The following is a 12,773-nucleotide window of genomic DNA, read 5'->3' as shown; positions in this document are numbered from 1 at the left end:
AGATCGTGATGTCGCAGAATGGCATGGTCACAGTCCAGATATCTCAACCCACTGTCCGCCATTATCGCCGTCCAGACAAGGATGCCAGAGGGCTCGCTGCGGTCATAAGCTGCGCGGACCACGAACGGCTGGTATAAGACGGGCCGACTTTCGCTGCAGGGCGCACGAACTGGTAAGATGCGGATGTTGGTTGAGATAATATTAATTTCGGCTTTTGAATATGCGCCGTACTCTTAAATATGGTCAGGCAGCTGATAGCCGTGCGCGTAAACGTCTCGAATAGCAGCCAGGGCGGCGTCTTTGCTGAGATCATTCCCAAACCGGTCCGCGTGGATCGCGTCAAGCCCTTTGGGTGGCTGCCCGGATGTCATCCATTTCGCCAGAATTTCCGCCGAGCCCCCGCCTGTTCCGATACCCACATTGAAGCCCGTAGCGAGCCAAAGACCGTCCATCTCGGGAACCGGACCGATCAAAGGCAATCCATCGGGTGTGAAGCACATCGGTCCATTGTTGGCGACTTTGATGCCAGCCTCGGCAAACAGCGGCATCCTCTCCATCAGCCGTTCAAGATGCGGCATCAACGGATCGAGGTTTGGCGGCAGCAGGTCTTCCTTGAAGTCTGGCGGGATGCCGTCCAGTGCCCAGAACTCAGGTTCTTTTTCGTAGATGCCGATAAGTAATCCGTCCCGTTCCTGGCGCACATTACAGGATACCCAACTGTCCCGAATGGCTGGCAGCTCTTTGTCGAGCGCAGCAATCTCGGGCAGGCTTTCGGTGATAATCTCATGATGTTGGGTCGGAAAAACTGGCAGGTTCAGGCCAAGGGGGGCCAGCATCTCAGGGGCCCAGAAAGATGTTGCGACAACGACATTCCTGGCTGTTACGGTCCCGCTGGGCGTTTCCAGAACCCATTTTCCAGACGCCTGAGAGATTGCACTGACAGGACAGTGCCGCTTGATTGATGCACCATGCTGTTTGGCGGCTTGTGCCAGCGCGTTCGTGGCCCCTGTCGGGTCTACATGGCCATCGGTTGGCGTGTGCGCCGCCCCGAAATTAGCAGTGGTATCGACAAAGGGGTGAAGCGTTGCCACTTCATCCGGGCTCCGGATGTAAAACGGAATATTGAGCGCTTCGTATCTGGGTGCGTAGACGTGAAACAGTTCCAATTCGCGCGCCGTCGCAGCAAGCCGAAGGCTGCCGGTTTCGTGGAAGCCAACCGATTGTCCCGTTTCCTGTTCGGCTTGCAGATAGGTGCGGATTGACCCGGCAAAGAGTGCTGTCATCTTTGGATAGGGTCCAAAATACGTGGTGTTGCCTGCGGCGTGCCAAGTGGATCCGGACGTCAGTTCCCTGCGTTCCAGAAGAACGGTGTCAGTCCAGCCCAGTTTCGCCAGCCAATACAAGACCGACACGCCGACAATCCCGCCACCGATCACCGCCACCTGCACATCTGTTTTCATACCTGCCTTATACCCATTCCTGCCTTGCTTGACCCATAGGCTCTAATGCTGCTGCTTTACGCTAGCGCAAATGCTTCCTCGAACGGAAGGTAGCAGAGATCAGGAGCGGACGCTTGTGCGACAAAGACGGAATTGACAGCTCGATCGCAGAATTATATCTGATCGCGATCTGCCCGCCGGGACGACCCGGCCTTCGAAGAGGCTTCGTCAGGACGACCTGCAATCTTGGAGGTCAAAATGGCTTGGATATTTCTCATTGCAGCAGGCACTTTGGAAGTGGCTTGGGCAACAAGTTTGAAGAAGCTCGGCTTAGGCTTCTCGTGGGCTCTTGGCACGTTGACGGTTGTGGCCATGATCGCAAGTCTTCTGGCGCTCTATGTCGCGATGGTCCGGCTGCCGCTCGGCATCGCCTATCCGATATGGACTGGCATCGGCTCTGTTGGATCGGTCCTCGTAAGTGTAATGACTTTCAATCAAGAACTAAGCATATCCAGCATCTTGGGAGTGATCCTGTTGGTGTCCGGGATGCTGCTGTTGGGCGTGGACGCACATTAGGACAAGGACGCAGGAATATGACGAGCAAAACCAAACAGGCGCGGGACCTGATCGAGGGCAAACCCGCCCTGATCGTGATCGACATTCAGAAAAGCACCTTCATCGACGACAGCGAGGTCCGCTCCATCGATAACATGCCCGGCTACAAGGAGCGGATGATCGCCGCCCGTGGTCTGGTCGATGCCGCGCATGACGGCGACGTGCCGGTGATCTTCATTCAGGAGATTCACCGTTCTGACCTGATCGACTTCGGGCGGGAACTGGATGGCGACGAGGACGTGCATTGCCTGGAAGGCGATCCACGAACGGATGTCGCGCAAGAAGAAATGGGATTCCGCAAGGGCGACTACATCGTGCCGAAGCGACGTTATTCGGCCTTTTTCGGCACGGATCTGGAAATTCTGCTGCGCGGTCTGAAGGTCGACACGCTGATCCTGTGCGGCGGGCTGACCGATGTTTGTGTTCACTACACCTTTGTCGACGGGCATCAGTCGGATTACTTCTGCCGGGTTGTCGAAGACTGCGTTGGCGGGTCTTCCGTTCCTGCGCACGAGGCGGCGCTGAAGGCGATGGAGTATCTGCAGACAGGTGCGGTTCAATCCCGGTCGACCGTGATCGCTGCACTGTCAGAGCACGCGACATCGCGCTGACGTTCCCCGCAAACGCATTCAAGGACCGATCAGGTCTGGGCTTTGGCGTCGGCCTTAGAAGCGAACCAATCGAAGGCCGCTTGAACGGATGGCTGACGCTTCGATCCGCGTTCGGCCAGCATGTAGAAATCATGCTCTCCCGGAAGGGTGTCCAGGCAGACCTGCACGAGGCGGCCTTCGGCCATGTCGCGTGCCGCCAGAAAGCTGCTGACGAGGACGACACCCTGCCCTGAGAGAGCAGCGTCCATAGCAAGAGCCGTCTGACTTAACCGCAGACCGCGTCCGCCGCGATCTTCGATATTCAAATGTCTCAGGAACGCAGGCCACAGATCGTGAGCATCGTGCAGCTTGGGCAGCCGCGACACAGTGTTCGGGCCGAGCGGCAGGCTCTGCCCGCTGACAAGGGTGGGTGCGGCGACCGCAATGACCTCATGACGGAACAGACGGACAACCTCCAGCGCCGCGCCGAACGGCGGCTTTCCCTGCCGTATCGCCAGATCGATTCCATCGCCATGAAAGCTCGACACTCTTTCAGTGGCGAGAACCGCAAGGTCGATCTCCGGATGCGCGGCCGAGAATTCCGGCAGGTTCGGCATCAGCCACTTCGCGGCGAATGTCGGGGTGACGCTGACCAGAACCTTGCCCGGCTCGGGACGCAGTGTCTCGGTGGCGGCGCGCAGGTCGTCGAAGGCCGTGGCGATGCGCGCGTGATACCCGCGCCCCGCAGCCGTAAATGCCAGCCCCTTGGGCAATCTTTCGAAGAGTGGCACGCCAAGATGTGTTTCGAGCTGCCGCACCTGCTGCGCGACCGCCCCTTGTGTCACGCCCATGTCATCGGCGGCGGCGCGGAAATTGAGATGACGGCCCGCCACATCGAAAGCACGCAAGCCGTTGAGAGGCGGGAGTTGGGTCATCAAGCGATAGTAATACTACTGTCAGACAAGATCAATTCTGGCGCGAAATCTTGCGATGAAAGCGCTATAAACGCGACAGGACAAATTTGGAGGGCGAGATGTCAGTAGAAAAAGTAGCATTGATCACGGCTGGCGGCAGTGGAATGGGGGCGGATGCCGCCCGCCGGATGGCGGCAGACGGTTTCCGGGTCGGGATACTGTCGTCCTCCGGCAAGGGCGAAACGCTCGGTCAGGAGCTGGGCGGATTTGGCGTGACGGGATCGAACCGGAACGCGGACGATCTGGCGGCGCTGGTGCAAGGTGCCACCGACCGCTGGGGCCGTGTCGACGTGCTGGTCAACTCTGCCGGACATGGCCCCAAAGGCCCGGTCCTCGAAATCTCCGATGACGACTGGCACACGGGAATGGAGGTCTATCTGCTGAACGTGATCCGACCCGCGCGTCTGGTCACGCCGCCGATGCAGGCGCAGGGCGGTGGCGCGGTCATCAACATCTCGACCTTCGCGGCATTCGAGCCTGACCCGCTCTTCCCGACCTCTGGCGTGTTCCGGGCGGGTCTGGCTGCATTCACAAAGCTCTATGCTGACAAATACGCGGGCGGGAACATCCGCATGAACAATGTCCTTCCCGGGTTCATCGACAGCCTGCCCGAGACCGAGGATCGCCGCGCCCGCATCCCGATGGGCCGTTACGGGCGCGCAGAAGAGGTGTCGTCGCTGATTTCGTGGCTGGCATCGGACGCAGCGGCCTACATGACCGGCCAGAATCTGCGGATCGACGGAGGGCTGACCCGTGCCGTCTGATGTTGCCATCGCCGCCCCGGCGACGGGACGTCTTGCCTTTACCGTCAAATGGGTTGCCTCGATCATCCAGATCATGGGCTACTCGGCCACGGCGTTCGGCTGGACACCGTGGAACCTTTATCTGTTTCTCGTGGGCGTCCTCGGCTGGTTCGCCGTCGGCGTGCTCTGGAATGACCGCGCGATCATGTTGATCCATATCGTTGCCTTGGGTGCCATGCTTGCCGGGATGAGCAGCAGCTAGAACATGCCATTTTCGTTTGCGCTGCTTTCCGGCAGGACCTGCAACACATCCCAATGTTCGACGACCTTGCCCGCGTCATCGAGACGAAAGATGTCCATGCCGGCGTACTCGAGGCCTTCGGGCCAGATCTGATGGCAATGCAGGACAACGAATTGTCCATCGGCGATCGCCCGTTTCACCTCGACCCGCTTGCCGGGGTATTCTGCGGCCATCTTTTCGAAGTAGGCGATGAACCCGTCCTTGCCGTCCGCAACGTGAGGGTTGTGCTGAACGTAGTCCGCCCCTGCATATCGTTCGATGGCTTCGGCGGGGCGGCAGTCGTTGAACATCATCTCATAGAACGCGATGACGTTGGCTTTGTCGGTCTCTGGATATCTTTGCATGACTGAGTTCCTTTTGTCGAATGCCCCCCAACCTTTGAGCCGGAGGGCATCGGGCATCAGGACTTTCCTTATTGACCAGCAAGCTGCTGCAATGCGCCTGCCCAGTCTTCGACGTGGTAGCTCTGAACGATGATCCCGTCCTTCAGTTCATGGATATCGATCGTCATGATGTCAAAGCTACGCCCCTGTCCATCAACGCCAAAGAACGGTGCGACGGGTGTGCCGGTTGCGCGGCTGCGGACGGTGACGAAATTGCCATCCTGGTGCATGGCCTGAACATCCCAATCCAGATCGGGGATCAGTTGGGCAAAGCCACCCATTTGTCCCAGAAAGGCGTCGCGGGATTTTTTGTCTCCGGAATAGTCGCCCAGGCTGGTCCAATCCTCTGATGTGACCTCCTGAAAGGCGGCGGTGTGCTCTTGGGAGCCGGGATTGCTCAGCAGATCGTAAAAGACCTGAACGGTTGCGGTGTCGTCGGCAAATGCGCCTGTTGCAAGTGTGGCGAGGGCTGCGGCTGCGGTGAATGTCTTGAGGGTCATGGTGGTCTCCAATCTGTGGGTACGGTTTTGCAAGACCGCTGCCAGATAAATGGTGTTGGTCTGCTGATGAAAGAATTAGACCATCGGCACCTTTTTGATTATCCAGTCATTGGTGAATTCATATTTCGATGGATTAGAAAGATGATTGAGGATTTGCGGGGGCTGGCCGTGTTTGTGGCGGTGGCGGACGCTGGCAGCCTGAGTGCGGCGGGCAGGCGGCTCAAACTGTCGACGTCCGTTGTAAGCCATCACCTATCCCGTCTTGAGGGTAAGCTGGGCGTCACCCTGTTCTTCCGCTCCACGCGATCCATGTCCCTGACTGCGGAGGGACAAGCGGCACTCGACCCCGCCCGGCGCATGATGGCCGCAGGCAACGAGGCATTGGATGCGATCAACATCGGCCAGGATATGCCCGCCGGAACCTTGCGTGTTTCCATGCCCGCATGGGGCGAGCAGAGCCGCCTGAGGCAGGCGCTTTGGCAATTTGCCAAGCAACATCCGATGGTCGACATCGCCCTGCACAGCAGCGACGTGCCGGTTGACCTGATCCGCGAAGGGTTCGATCTTGCGATCCGGTTGGGAACTTTGGCCGATAGCGCGCTGAAGAGCCGACGCCTTGGCGATTTCCGCTTGGCCCTGGTCGCGTCACCGGAATACTTGGCGACGCGCGGCCCGATCATGTCAATCGAAGATCTGGCCGCCTGCGACTTTGTCGGCATCTCGATTGTTCCGAACGGCATGACCCTCCAGAACGGGACAGAAGCCATCGCTTTTGAGCCGCGGAACTTCAGGCTGGAGGTCGATACAATCAGTTCGGCCAAATCGGCGGTTCTGGCAGGATTGGGTGTGCGACAACTCCCGATGAGCGAGGTCGAGGATGAAGTCGCTCAAGGCCGCCTCGCGTATGTCCTGCAAGGATGGAGCATACCAACCATGGGAATTTACGCTGTCTGGCCCGATAGCGGGCCCCAAAAGGCACTCACCCGCCGCCTGCTCGAGTTCTTTCGGGAAAGAGGCGTCAGCGACGCACCCATTCGATAGCGGCCGCTTGGAGATATTTGGCTTTCGGCGGATCAGCCTACCTTCAAAACGATCTTGCCGGTGTGACCTTTTTCTCCGAAGGCTGACTGTGCCGCATGGATCTCCTCCAGTGGAAAGACTTCCGCGACCAATGGTTTGATTTCGGACCGTTCTATGCGTCCGATCAGGTTGCTGAACACTTCGGGTTCCAGAACGGTGCAACCGAAAAAGCTGAGGTCTTTGAGGTAGAGTGTGCGCACATCCAGTTCGACCAATGGGCCGCCGATGGCCCCAGCCACGGCGTAGCGGCCGCCGGGACGAAGCACATCCAGAAGTCGCGGCCAGGCTGGACCGGCAACGAGGTCCACCACCACGTCGATGCTGCTCCTACCCAGCTCTGCGACGAGATCGGCATCCCTCGGCAATGTCCGGTCCGCGCCGAGGTCCATCAATGTGTCCATTTTTGCCGAGCTCGTGATCGCGATTACTGTCGCACCGCGCGCGCGGGCCAATTGCACTGTGGCCGACCCGACTCCGCCTGACGCGCCGGTCACCAGAACTGTCTCGCCTGCTTGCAGGTTGGCACGAGTCAGCATGTTTTCCGCTGTGGAATAGGAACAGGGAAAGGATGCCAACTCGATATCAGCCAAATCGCTTTTGATGGCGTGGGCATGTCGAGCGTCGACCCGCGTGTACTGGGCAAAGCCGCCATCGCACTCGGAACCGAAATACCAAGGCGGGGTTTGCTCGACACCATTGGCAAAGCGAATGCACGGCTCGATCAGAACGCGCTCGCCGATGCGGCTGGTGGGGACATCCGCCCCGACGGTCACGATCTCCCCACACACATCCGCGCCTTGTATGCGTGGAAACTCCAGCGGCTTGCCTGACCAGGTAGCATCCGCATCCTCGGCATCGCCTTTGGAATACCAGGCCGTGCGGGTGTTGATGTCGGTGTTGTTCACCCCGGCCGCCCGCACCCGGATGATCACGTCGTTCGGTTCCGGCGAGGGGACCGGCAGATTGTCACGCGTTTCAAGCATCTCCGGCCCACCGTGGCCGGTCAGGACAACACCACGCATCATATCGGAAAGGGTCATGCTGGCCTCCGGTAGAATGAATACTCTACTTGCGTAGGTAGAGCGAACGCTCTACTTCGTCAATCATGAATAAAATGGCGACAAAGATCGCAGGTGGATTGGAACGCGCCTTTGCTTCACAAGGCTTTGCTGCACCCAGCGTCGAAGACCTGCGCGACGCGGCCGGTGTCAGCCTTCGCACGCTCTACAAATACGCGCCATCACGAGATGCGATGATTCAGCTGGCGCTGGAACACCGCCACCAACGCTATCTGGAGCATGTTTTCAGCGACGCGTCCGATTCATCAGGACAAGACTTAGGAAAAACCCTGGAAAGGGTGGCGAACTGGATGCAAACGGAAGCCAGCCACGGCTGCCTGTTTCATGCAGCAGTCGCCTCTGCACCCGGCGACACGGAGCTGCGCCGACTTCTGCAAAAGCACAAGGCGGAGGTTTCGCAGTTGGCCGTCAGCAGGGCGGGCATCGACCTGAATCCCGATGACGCATTGGTGATCATCGAGGGGCTGACCCAAGCCTGGCCCTTGACCAAAGGTGCGGCTCTGACCAGCGCCAAGCGACTTGCTTTGCTGGCCGAAGCTGCACCAGTCCAATTTGATCGGAGTCAAAGCGGTGCAAATGCGCGAAGGTCAGCTAAGTCTTGACTTCCAAATTCGTCGTCTTGCGTCGTCCCGATCCTTGTAGGCCTCAATCGCGCCTTCTAAATCGTCAGACGAAAGCGCAGAATCCCCTTTTGCATTCTGAGTGATCTGCATCGTGTACCACGCGGTCACACCGCCATCAGGCGGGTTCTTGAACCGTGGGAACTTCGGCTCGCTACGCTGACCAGTCAGCCAAAAGGATGGCAGTTCTGGATCGACCACAAGCGCGCGAGCCAACCCAATGAGATCGGCCTTGCCATCGATAATGGCGCTTTCGGCTTGAGCGAGCGTTTTGAACCCGCCAGTGACCATCAAAGGTATCTTTGTCTTTTGGCGGGCGCGACCTGCGAATTCCAAGAAATAGGGGCCAGAGCCTGCCCGATCAGACGAGGATGCAGCACCGGGGAAATATGTGCCGCCGCTAATGTCGATAAGGTCAATTGCCGTTCTGTCGACTGCGGCAATGACCTCAAGGGACTGATCCTCAGCAAAACCGCCCTCAAGCTGATCAGTAGCATTCAGTTTGATACCCACCGGATATTTGGGGCCTACAGCCATTCGAACCGCTTCGATCACTTCGAGAAGCAGCCGCATCCGGTTTTGCAGAGAACCACCATAGGCATCCTCTCGTTTATTGAATAACGGTGACAAGAACTGACTGAGCAGAAAGCCATGCGCTGCGTGAACCTGCACGCCACCGAACCCAAGTTCTTTTGCAAGGCTGGCGGTGCGGGCAAATTCGGCGGGCAGCGCGTGTACCTCGTCTAAAGTCAACGCGCCGCAAGTCAGGCCGGGTAGGTCCAGAGCGCTCGGCCCTTTGGGTGTGCTGATCCCCGCATCCGCCATTGCGCCCGCGTGTCCAAGCTGGAGCCATAGTTGTGCACCGTCAATTGCACCTGCTTTTGCGAGGCGTTTGGGCAAGTCTTGATCTGAGTGGTCATTCAAAATGAGGTTGCCGGGCTTCTCTGCAAAATGGGGAGTAGCTTGAACCTCGCCGATAATAGACAACGCCAGACCGCCTTTGGCCCACCGTTCGTAAATCCTGATCTGATCGTCGGTTGGGTTGCCAGCACCGTCGCCAAGAGAGTCCGACATTGCGGACTTGGCGATGCGGTTCTTTAGCGTAGCACCGCATGGCAGTGTCAGCGGTTGGGCGAGTGGTGAAGTTTGCGTTTGGGACATGGGGCCTCTTAGTTTCATTGTCGTGATACGTCAAAGCGGCCCTTGGTACAAAGCGCAGCATCGGTCAATAAGGGCTCTTTTGAGACTTTTGCTGCGATCTGCGCGAAGGTCAGCTTTGCCGATTTTCAGATTGTGGGTCAATGTTGTGACGTGAAGGTCAAAGTCATCTGACGTTCAACAGGGAAAGAGTGGCTAAGTTAAGTCGGTTCGGAGACATTGCGTAGCAATTATCCAAACCCCCAGCGTGGGAACAAGTGTGGGAACAAATTCTGAAATTCAGAAATAATCCTACGATTTCATATGGATAGGGAGATGATTTGGCGGACTGGGGAGGATTCGAACCCCCGACCCCTTGATTCGTAGTCAAGTACTCTATCCAACTGAGCTACCAATCCGCGTGACCTGCGATTTAGACCCCACGGCCATGTATTGCAAGGCCCAATTCGAACTATTCTGACAGCGGAGCAAGGGCAAGATCGGCTTTTGGAAGCTGGATTACAAAAACCGTGCCGTTCGCGTCGGATCGTTCAAGTTCAATCCGACCACCGTGCCCGCGGACCAGATCCTGTGCGATTGCGATCCCCAATCCGGTGCCCCCTTTGCGCACGCTGCCTTGAAACGCCTTGAACAAATGCTCGCGCGCCTTTGGCGGCAATCCGGGGCCTGTATCCTCGACCGCGATATGCCATGCAGCATCGTCTTCTGTCGCGCGTACGGTAATCGTTCCGGGCTTGTGCGTTGCCATGATTGCTTCGCGGGCATTGCGCACAAGATTGGAAATCACGCGGAACAATTGTTCGCCATCCGCACGGATCATCATGCCCGGAGGCAGATCGCTGTCGACAGAAAGATCATAGTCGCCAACGGCAAGCCGCTCGCTGTCAACGACGTCGTTCACCACGCTTTCCAGGGCAATGCGCGACAGGATCGGCGCGGGTTCGTCAACGCGACCAAAGGCCAGTGTCGTTTCACACAGGTTGACCGCCCGGCTGATAGACCCGACCAGTTTCGGCGCCATGCGCTTGACCAGCGGATCGTCCGAACTTTCGATCCGGTCGGTAAACAGCTGTGCCGAGGTAAGGATGTTGCGCAGATCATGACTGACCTTGGCCACAGCCCCACCCAACTGTGCCAACCGGTCCTTTTGCTTGAGCGCGCCCGTCAACTGTTGCTGCAACAGTTGCAACGACTCCTCAGCGTCACGCAATTCACGCACGCCAGCTGAGGGCTGGATAATCTGCCGCGCATCTTCCGGCGCAGCGGCATAGCGCTGCATCGCACTGACAACCCCTTTGATCGGGCGAACAAGCAATGCCTGTACCGAAAGGAAAAGCAGAAAGGCCGTGATGATCGAAATAACCGCCGAGAGGATAAGAACATTGCGCCCATAGGTCAGCATGGCCTCGCGCAGGGGTTTCTGCATCATTGTGACTTCGATCAGCAATCCACCATCACGCACCGGATTGCCAAGCACACGTATGACGCGCTCTTCGGTATCCAGCAAAGCGTCAATCGCATCACCGATCAACGCCATCGCGGACGGATCACGCATATCGTATGAGGCGTGAATCGGTGCCGGAATGGGCGAAGACAGGGCGAGCTGGCGGACTTCATCCCGGCGCAAAACCACGTTGAACACTTCAGCGTTCTTCAGCAGTTCCGCTTCAAGTTCAGGGGCCAGCATATCATCCGCCTCAAGGGCGAGCGATGCGATCTGCGCCCGCTCCAGACGGGCAAGCAGATAGTCTTCACGAAAGCGCGCAATAGACGGAACAAAGATGAACACTTCGGCCAACATCACGAAGATAATCGTGAGGATCAGGAAGCGGCCGGAGAGCGTATTCAACATCTTTGACTTTCCAAGGCATCAAGGCAGCCAGCGCTGCACCAGCCCGACAATCGTTTTGACTTTGTCACTTTCGAACAGGCGCGGGCTGAAATAGGCGCCCGCAGCACGTTTGTTAATCTCGCTTATCGTCGGATAGGGCAAGACCGTGTTCGCGATCGCCGTCATCTTCTGCTTGTTCGCGATAGCCATGGCCCACATACCGATCAGTTCACCGGCAAGATAGCCCGCTATCGATGCACCGACAGGGCGGCCCTTGACGACCATCACCTTGATCAATCCCTTGGTTTTACGCTCGGCAATGGCGCGGTCGTTGTGTTCGTATTCAAAGCGAACGACTTCCAGATTGGCACCGTGCTTCTTTTTTGCCTGCTCCTCTGTCAGGCCGACTTGGGAAAGTTCGGGGTCCGTGTATGTCGCCCAAGGGATGTGATCTGTGCGCTGCTTGCTGGGCAGCCCGAACAGCATCGACCGGATGACGACGCCCGCGTGATAGCCTGCGACATGGGTGAACTGCATCCCACCAGCGACATCACCGACTGCATAGACCTTCTTGTTGGTCACCGATCGCAGACCAGCATCCACTTTGACCCCGCCGCGATCATACTTCACGCCGCCAGCATCCAGATCAAGCTTGTCGATGTTCACCTTACGCCCGACAGCCACCAGCAAATGCGAGCCGCTGAATGCGCCCTTGGGTGTGTGCACGGTCACCTTGCCCTTGCTGCCAGATACCTTTTCGGCCTGCGCGCCTTCGATGATCTCGACCCCTTCGGCCTTGAGGTTTTCAAGAACAATCGCAGCCAGTTCCGGGTCATCCTTGCCAAAGGCCTTGGCCCCTTCGATCACGGTAACCTTCGATCCCAGGCGCACATGGGCCTGCGCCATCTCCATGCCGATCGGGCCACCACCAATGATGATCAGATGATCCGGACGCTCGCGCAGATCAAAGATGTTCTCATTCGTATATACATCGACATCTTCAAGACCGGGGATCGGCGGGACCAGCGGGCCAGACCCTGTCGCAACAACAAAGCGGCGGGCTTCGATCACCGTATCACCTGCCTGCACTTCGGTCTTTGAAATGAACTTGCCGTATTCCTGTATGACGTTGACGCCTAAGCCTTCGAAACGCTCGACCGAGTCAACCGGCGCAATGGTGGCGATCACATCATGCACATGATCCTTGGCGGCGGCATAGTCGACCGTCGGGCTTACTTTTTCGACGCCGTATTTCGCGTTGTCCTGACCAGCATGGGCGTGTTTGGCCGACGCGATCAGCGCCTTGGACGGAACGCAGCCATAGTTCAGGCAATCGCCGCCCATCTTGTGGCCCTCCAGCAGAACCACCTTTGCGCCCATCTGGACCGCACCGGCTGCGATGGACAATCCGCCCGATCCGCCACCGATGATGCAAATATCTGTCTTGATGCGGTTCATGG

The 12,773-nt window shown here is 58.0% G+C and carries 14 protein-coding genes and 1 tRNA gene; 6 read left to right on the top strand and 9 right to left on the bottom strand.

Annotated elements, in window-relative coordinates; all coding sequences use genetic code 11:
• Positions 1 to 233: 233 nt before the first annotated feature.
• A complete protein-coding gene (locus BMY44_RS17890; protein ID WP_089997329.1) occupies positions 234 to 1,460 on the bottom strand; it encodes an NAD(P)/FAD-dependent oxidoreductase in 1,227 nt (408 codons plus the stop codon).
• Between the two features lie 237 nt (positions 1,461 to 1,697).
• On the opposite strand from BMY44_RS17890, the gene BMY44_RS17885 reads away from it, so the two are divergent.
• Both BMY44_RS17885 and BMY44_RS17880 read left to right on the top strand, forming a co-directional pair.
• Entirely contained in the window at positions 1,698 to 2,015 is a 318-nt protein-coding gene (locus tag BMY44_RS17885) for a DMT family transporter (RefSeq protein WP_089997328.1), read from the top strand.
• Positions 2,016 to 2,032: 17 nt separating this feature from the next.
• Positions 2,033 to 2,665: a cysteine hydrolase family protein gene (locus BMY44_RS17880; protein WP_089997327.1), complete on the top strand. Its 633-nt coding sequence runs from the start codon at positions 2,033 to 2,035 to the stop codon at positions 2,663 to 2,665.
• 29 nt (positions 2,666 to 2,694) lie between these two features.
• Here BMY44_RS17880 and BMY44_RS17875 read toward each other — a convergent pair whose 3' ends face one another.
• Positions 2,695 to 3,579: a LysR substrate-binding domain-containing protein gene (locus tag BMY44_RS17875; protein WP_089997326.1), complete on the bottom strand. Its 885-nt coding sequence runs from the start codon at positions 3,577 to 3,579 to the stop codon at positions 2,695 to 2,697.
• Positions 3,580 to 3,677: 98 nt separating this feature from the next.
• Between BMY44_RS17875 and BMY44_RS17870 the strand changes: the two genes are divergently transcribed.
• On the top strand, positions 3,678 to 4,382 hold the full coding sequence (locus tag BMY44_RS17870; RefSeq protein WP_089997325.1) for an SDR family oxidoreductase: 705 nt from the start codon (positions 3,678 to 3,680) through the stop codon (positions 4,380 to 4,382).
• A complete protein-coding gene (locus BMY44_RS17865; protein WP_089997324.1) occupies positions 4,372 to 4,623 on the top strand; it encodes a DUF6552 family protein in 252 nt (83 codons plus the stop codon). The genes BMY44_RS17870 and BMY44_RS17865 overlap by 11 nt, the downstream gene beginning before the upstream one ends.
• On the opposite strand, the gene BMY44_RS17860 is transcribed toward BMY44_RS17865, so the two are convergent.
• Positions 4,620 to 5,006 carry a nuclear transport factor 2 family protein gene (locus BMY44_RS17860; protein ID WP_089997345.1) on the bottom strand — a complete coding sequence of 129 codons (387 nt, stop codon included), beginning with the start codon at positions 5,004 to 5,006 and terminating at the stop codon, positions 4,620 to 4,622. The genes BMY44_RS17865 and BMY44_RS17860 overlap by 4 nt on opposite strands.
• 68 nt (positions 5,007 to 5,074) lie before the next feature.
• Positions 5,075 to 5,545 (bottom strand): ester cyclase, encoded by a 471-nt coding sequence (locus BMY44_RS17855; protein ID WP_089997323.1) that lies wholly within the window; start codon positions 5,543 to 5,545, stop codon positions 5,075 to 5,077.
• Between the two features lie 141 nt (positions 5,546 to 5,686).
• Between BMY44_RS17855 and BMY44_RS17850 the strand changes: the two genes are divergently transcribed.
• Positions 5,687 to 6,586 carry a LysR family transcriptional regulator gene (locus BMY44_RS17850; protein ID WP_165611881.1) on the top strand — a complete coding sequence of 300 codons (900 nt, stop codon included), beginning with the start codon at positions 5,687 to 5,689 and terminating at the stop codon, positions 6,584 to 6,586.
• A 32-nt stretch (positions 6,587 to 6,618) separates the two neighbouring features.
• Here BMY44_RS17850 and BMY44_RS17845 read toward each other — a convergent pair whose 3' ends face one another.
• Positions 6,619 to 7,665 (bottom strand): alcohol dehydrogenase family protein, encoded by a 1,047-nt coding sequence (locus BMY44_RS17845; protein ID WP_089997321.1) that lies wholly within the window; start codon positions 7,663 to 7,665, stop codon positions 6,619 to 6,621.
• 74 nt (positions 7,666 to 7,739) lie between these two features.
• On the opposite strand from BMY44_RS17845, the gene BMY44_RS17840 reads away from it, so the two are divergent.
• Positions 7,740 to 8,306: a TetR/AcrR family transcriptional regulator gene (locus BMY44_RS17840; RefSeq protein WP_242650606.1), complete on the top strand. Its 567-nt coding sequence runs from the start codon at positions 7,740 to 7,742 to the stop codon at positions 8,304 to 8,306.
• Here the strand turns inward: BMY44_RS17840 and BMY44_RS17835 are convergent.
• The 4 genes from BMY44_RS17835 to BMY44_RS17820 form a co-directional block, all read right to left on the bottom strand.
• A complete protein-coding gene (locus tag BMY44_RS17835; protein WP_089997319.1) occupies positions 8,292 to 9,485 on the bottom strand; it encodes an NADH:flavin oxidoreductase/NADH oxidase family protein in 1,194 nt (397 codons plus the stop codon). The two genes, BMY44_RS17840 and BMY44_RS17835, sit on opposite strands and share 15 nt — an antisense overlap.
• Positions 9,486 to 9,803: 318 nt before the next feature.
• Positions 9,804 to 9,880: transfer RNA gene (locus BMY44_RS17830), tRNA-Arg, on the bottom strand.
• 53 nt (positions 9,881 to 9,933) lie between these two features.
• Positions 9,934 to 11,334 (bottom strand): sensor histidine kinase, encoded by a 1,401-nt coding sequence (locus BMY44_RS17825; RefSeq protein ID WP_089997318.1) that lies wholly within the window; start codon positions 11,332 to 11,334, stop codon positions 9,934 to 9,936.
• Between the two features lie 18 nt (positions 11,335 to 11,352).
• Positions 11,353 to 12,771, bottom strand: a complete 1,419-nt coding sequence (locus tag BMY44_RS17820) for a dihydrolipoyl dehydrogenase family protein (RefSeq protein ID WP_089997317.1) — start codon at positions 12,769 to 12,771, stop codon at positions 11,353 to 11,355.
• Positions 12,772 to 12,773: the final 2 nt, after the last annotated feature.

The organism is Cognatiyoonia koreensis, assembly GCF_900109295.1.
GTDB lineage: Bacteria > Pseudomonadota > Alphaproteobacteria > Rhodobacterales > Rhodobacteraceae > Cognatiyoonia > Cognatiyoonia koreensis.
This window is presented reverse-complemented; position numbering and strand designations above follow the sequence as displayed.

What these genes read in the sequence shown, in the direction of transcription:
- BMY44_RS17850 (WP_165611881.1), top strand. Translation starts at nt 5,687, where the DNA reads ATGATTGAGGATTTGCGGGGGCTGGCCGTGTTTGTGGCGGTGGCGGAC.
- BMY44_RS17890 (WP_089997329.1), bottom strand. Translation starts at nt 1,460, where the DNA reads ATGAAAACAGATGTGCAGGTGGCGGTGATCGGTGGCGGGATTGTCGGC.
- BMY44_RS17875 (WP_089997326.1), bottom strand. Translation starts at nt 3,579, where the DNA reads ATGACCCAACTCCCGCCTCTCAACGGCTTGCGTGCTTTCGATGTGGCG.
- BMY44_RS17845 (WP_089997321.1), bottom strand. Translation starts at nt 7,665, where the DNA reads ATGACCCTTTCCGATATGATGCGTGGTGTTGTCCTGACCGGCCACGGT.
- BMY44_RS17835 (WP_089997319.1), bottom strand. Translation starts at nt 9,485, where the DNA reads ATGTCCCAAACGCAAACTTCACCACTCGCCCAACCGCTGACACTGCCA.
- BMY44_RS17870 (WP_089997325.1), top strand. Translation starts at nt 3,678, where the DNA reads ATGTCAGTAGAAAAAGTAGCATTGATCACGGCTGGCGGCAGTGGAATG.
- BMY44_RS17860 (WP_089997345.1), bottom strand. Translation starts at nt 5,006, where the DNA reads ATGCAAAGATATCCAGAGACCGACAAAGCCAACGTCATCGCGTTCTAT.
- BMY44_RS17880 (WP_089997327.1), top strand. Translation starts at nt 2,033, where the DNA reads ATGACGAGCAAAACCAAACAGGCGCGGGACCTGATCGAGGGCAAACCC.
- BMY44_RS17840 (WP_242650606.1), top strand. Translation starts at nt 7,740, where the DNA reads ATGGCGACAAAGATCGCAGGTGGATTGGAACGCGCCTTTGCTTCACAA.
- BMY44_RS17825 (WP_089997318.1), bottom strand. Translation starts at nt 11,334, where the DNA reads ATGTTGAATACGCTCTCCGGCCGCTTCCTGATCCTCACGATTATCTTC.
- BMY44_RS17855 (WP_089997323.1), bottom strand. Translation starts at nt 5,545, where the DNA reads ATGACCCTCAAGACATTCACCGCAGCCGCAGCCCTCGCCACACTTGCA.
- BMY44_RS17885 (WP_089997328.1), top strand. Translation starts at nt 1,698, where the DNA reads ATGGCTTGGATATTTCTCATTGCAGCAGGCACTTTGGAAGTGGCTTGG.
- BMY44_RS17820 (WP_089997317.1), bottom strand. Translation starts at nt 12,771, where the DNA reads ATGAACCGCATCAAGACAGATATTTGCATCATCGGTGGCGGATCGGGC.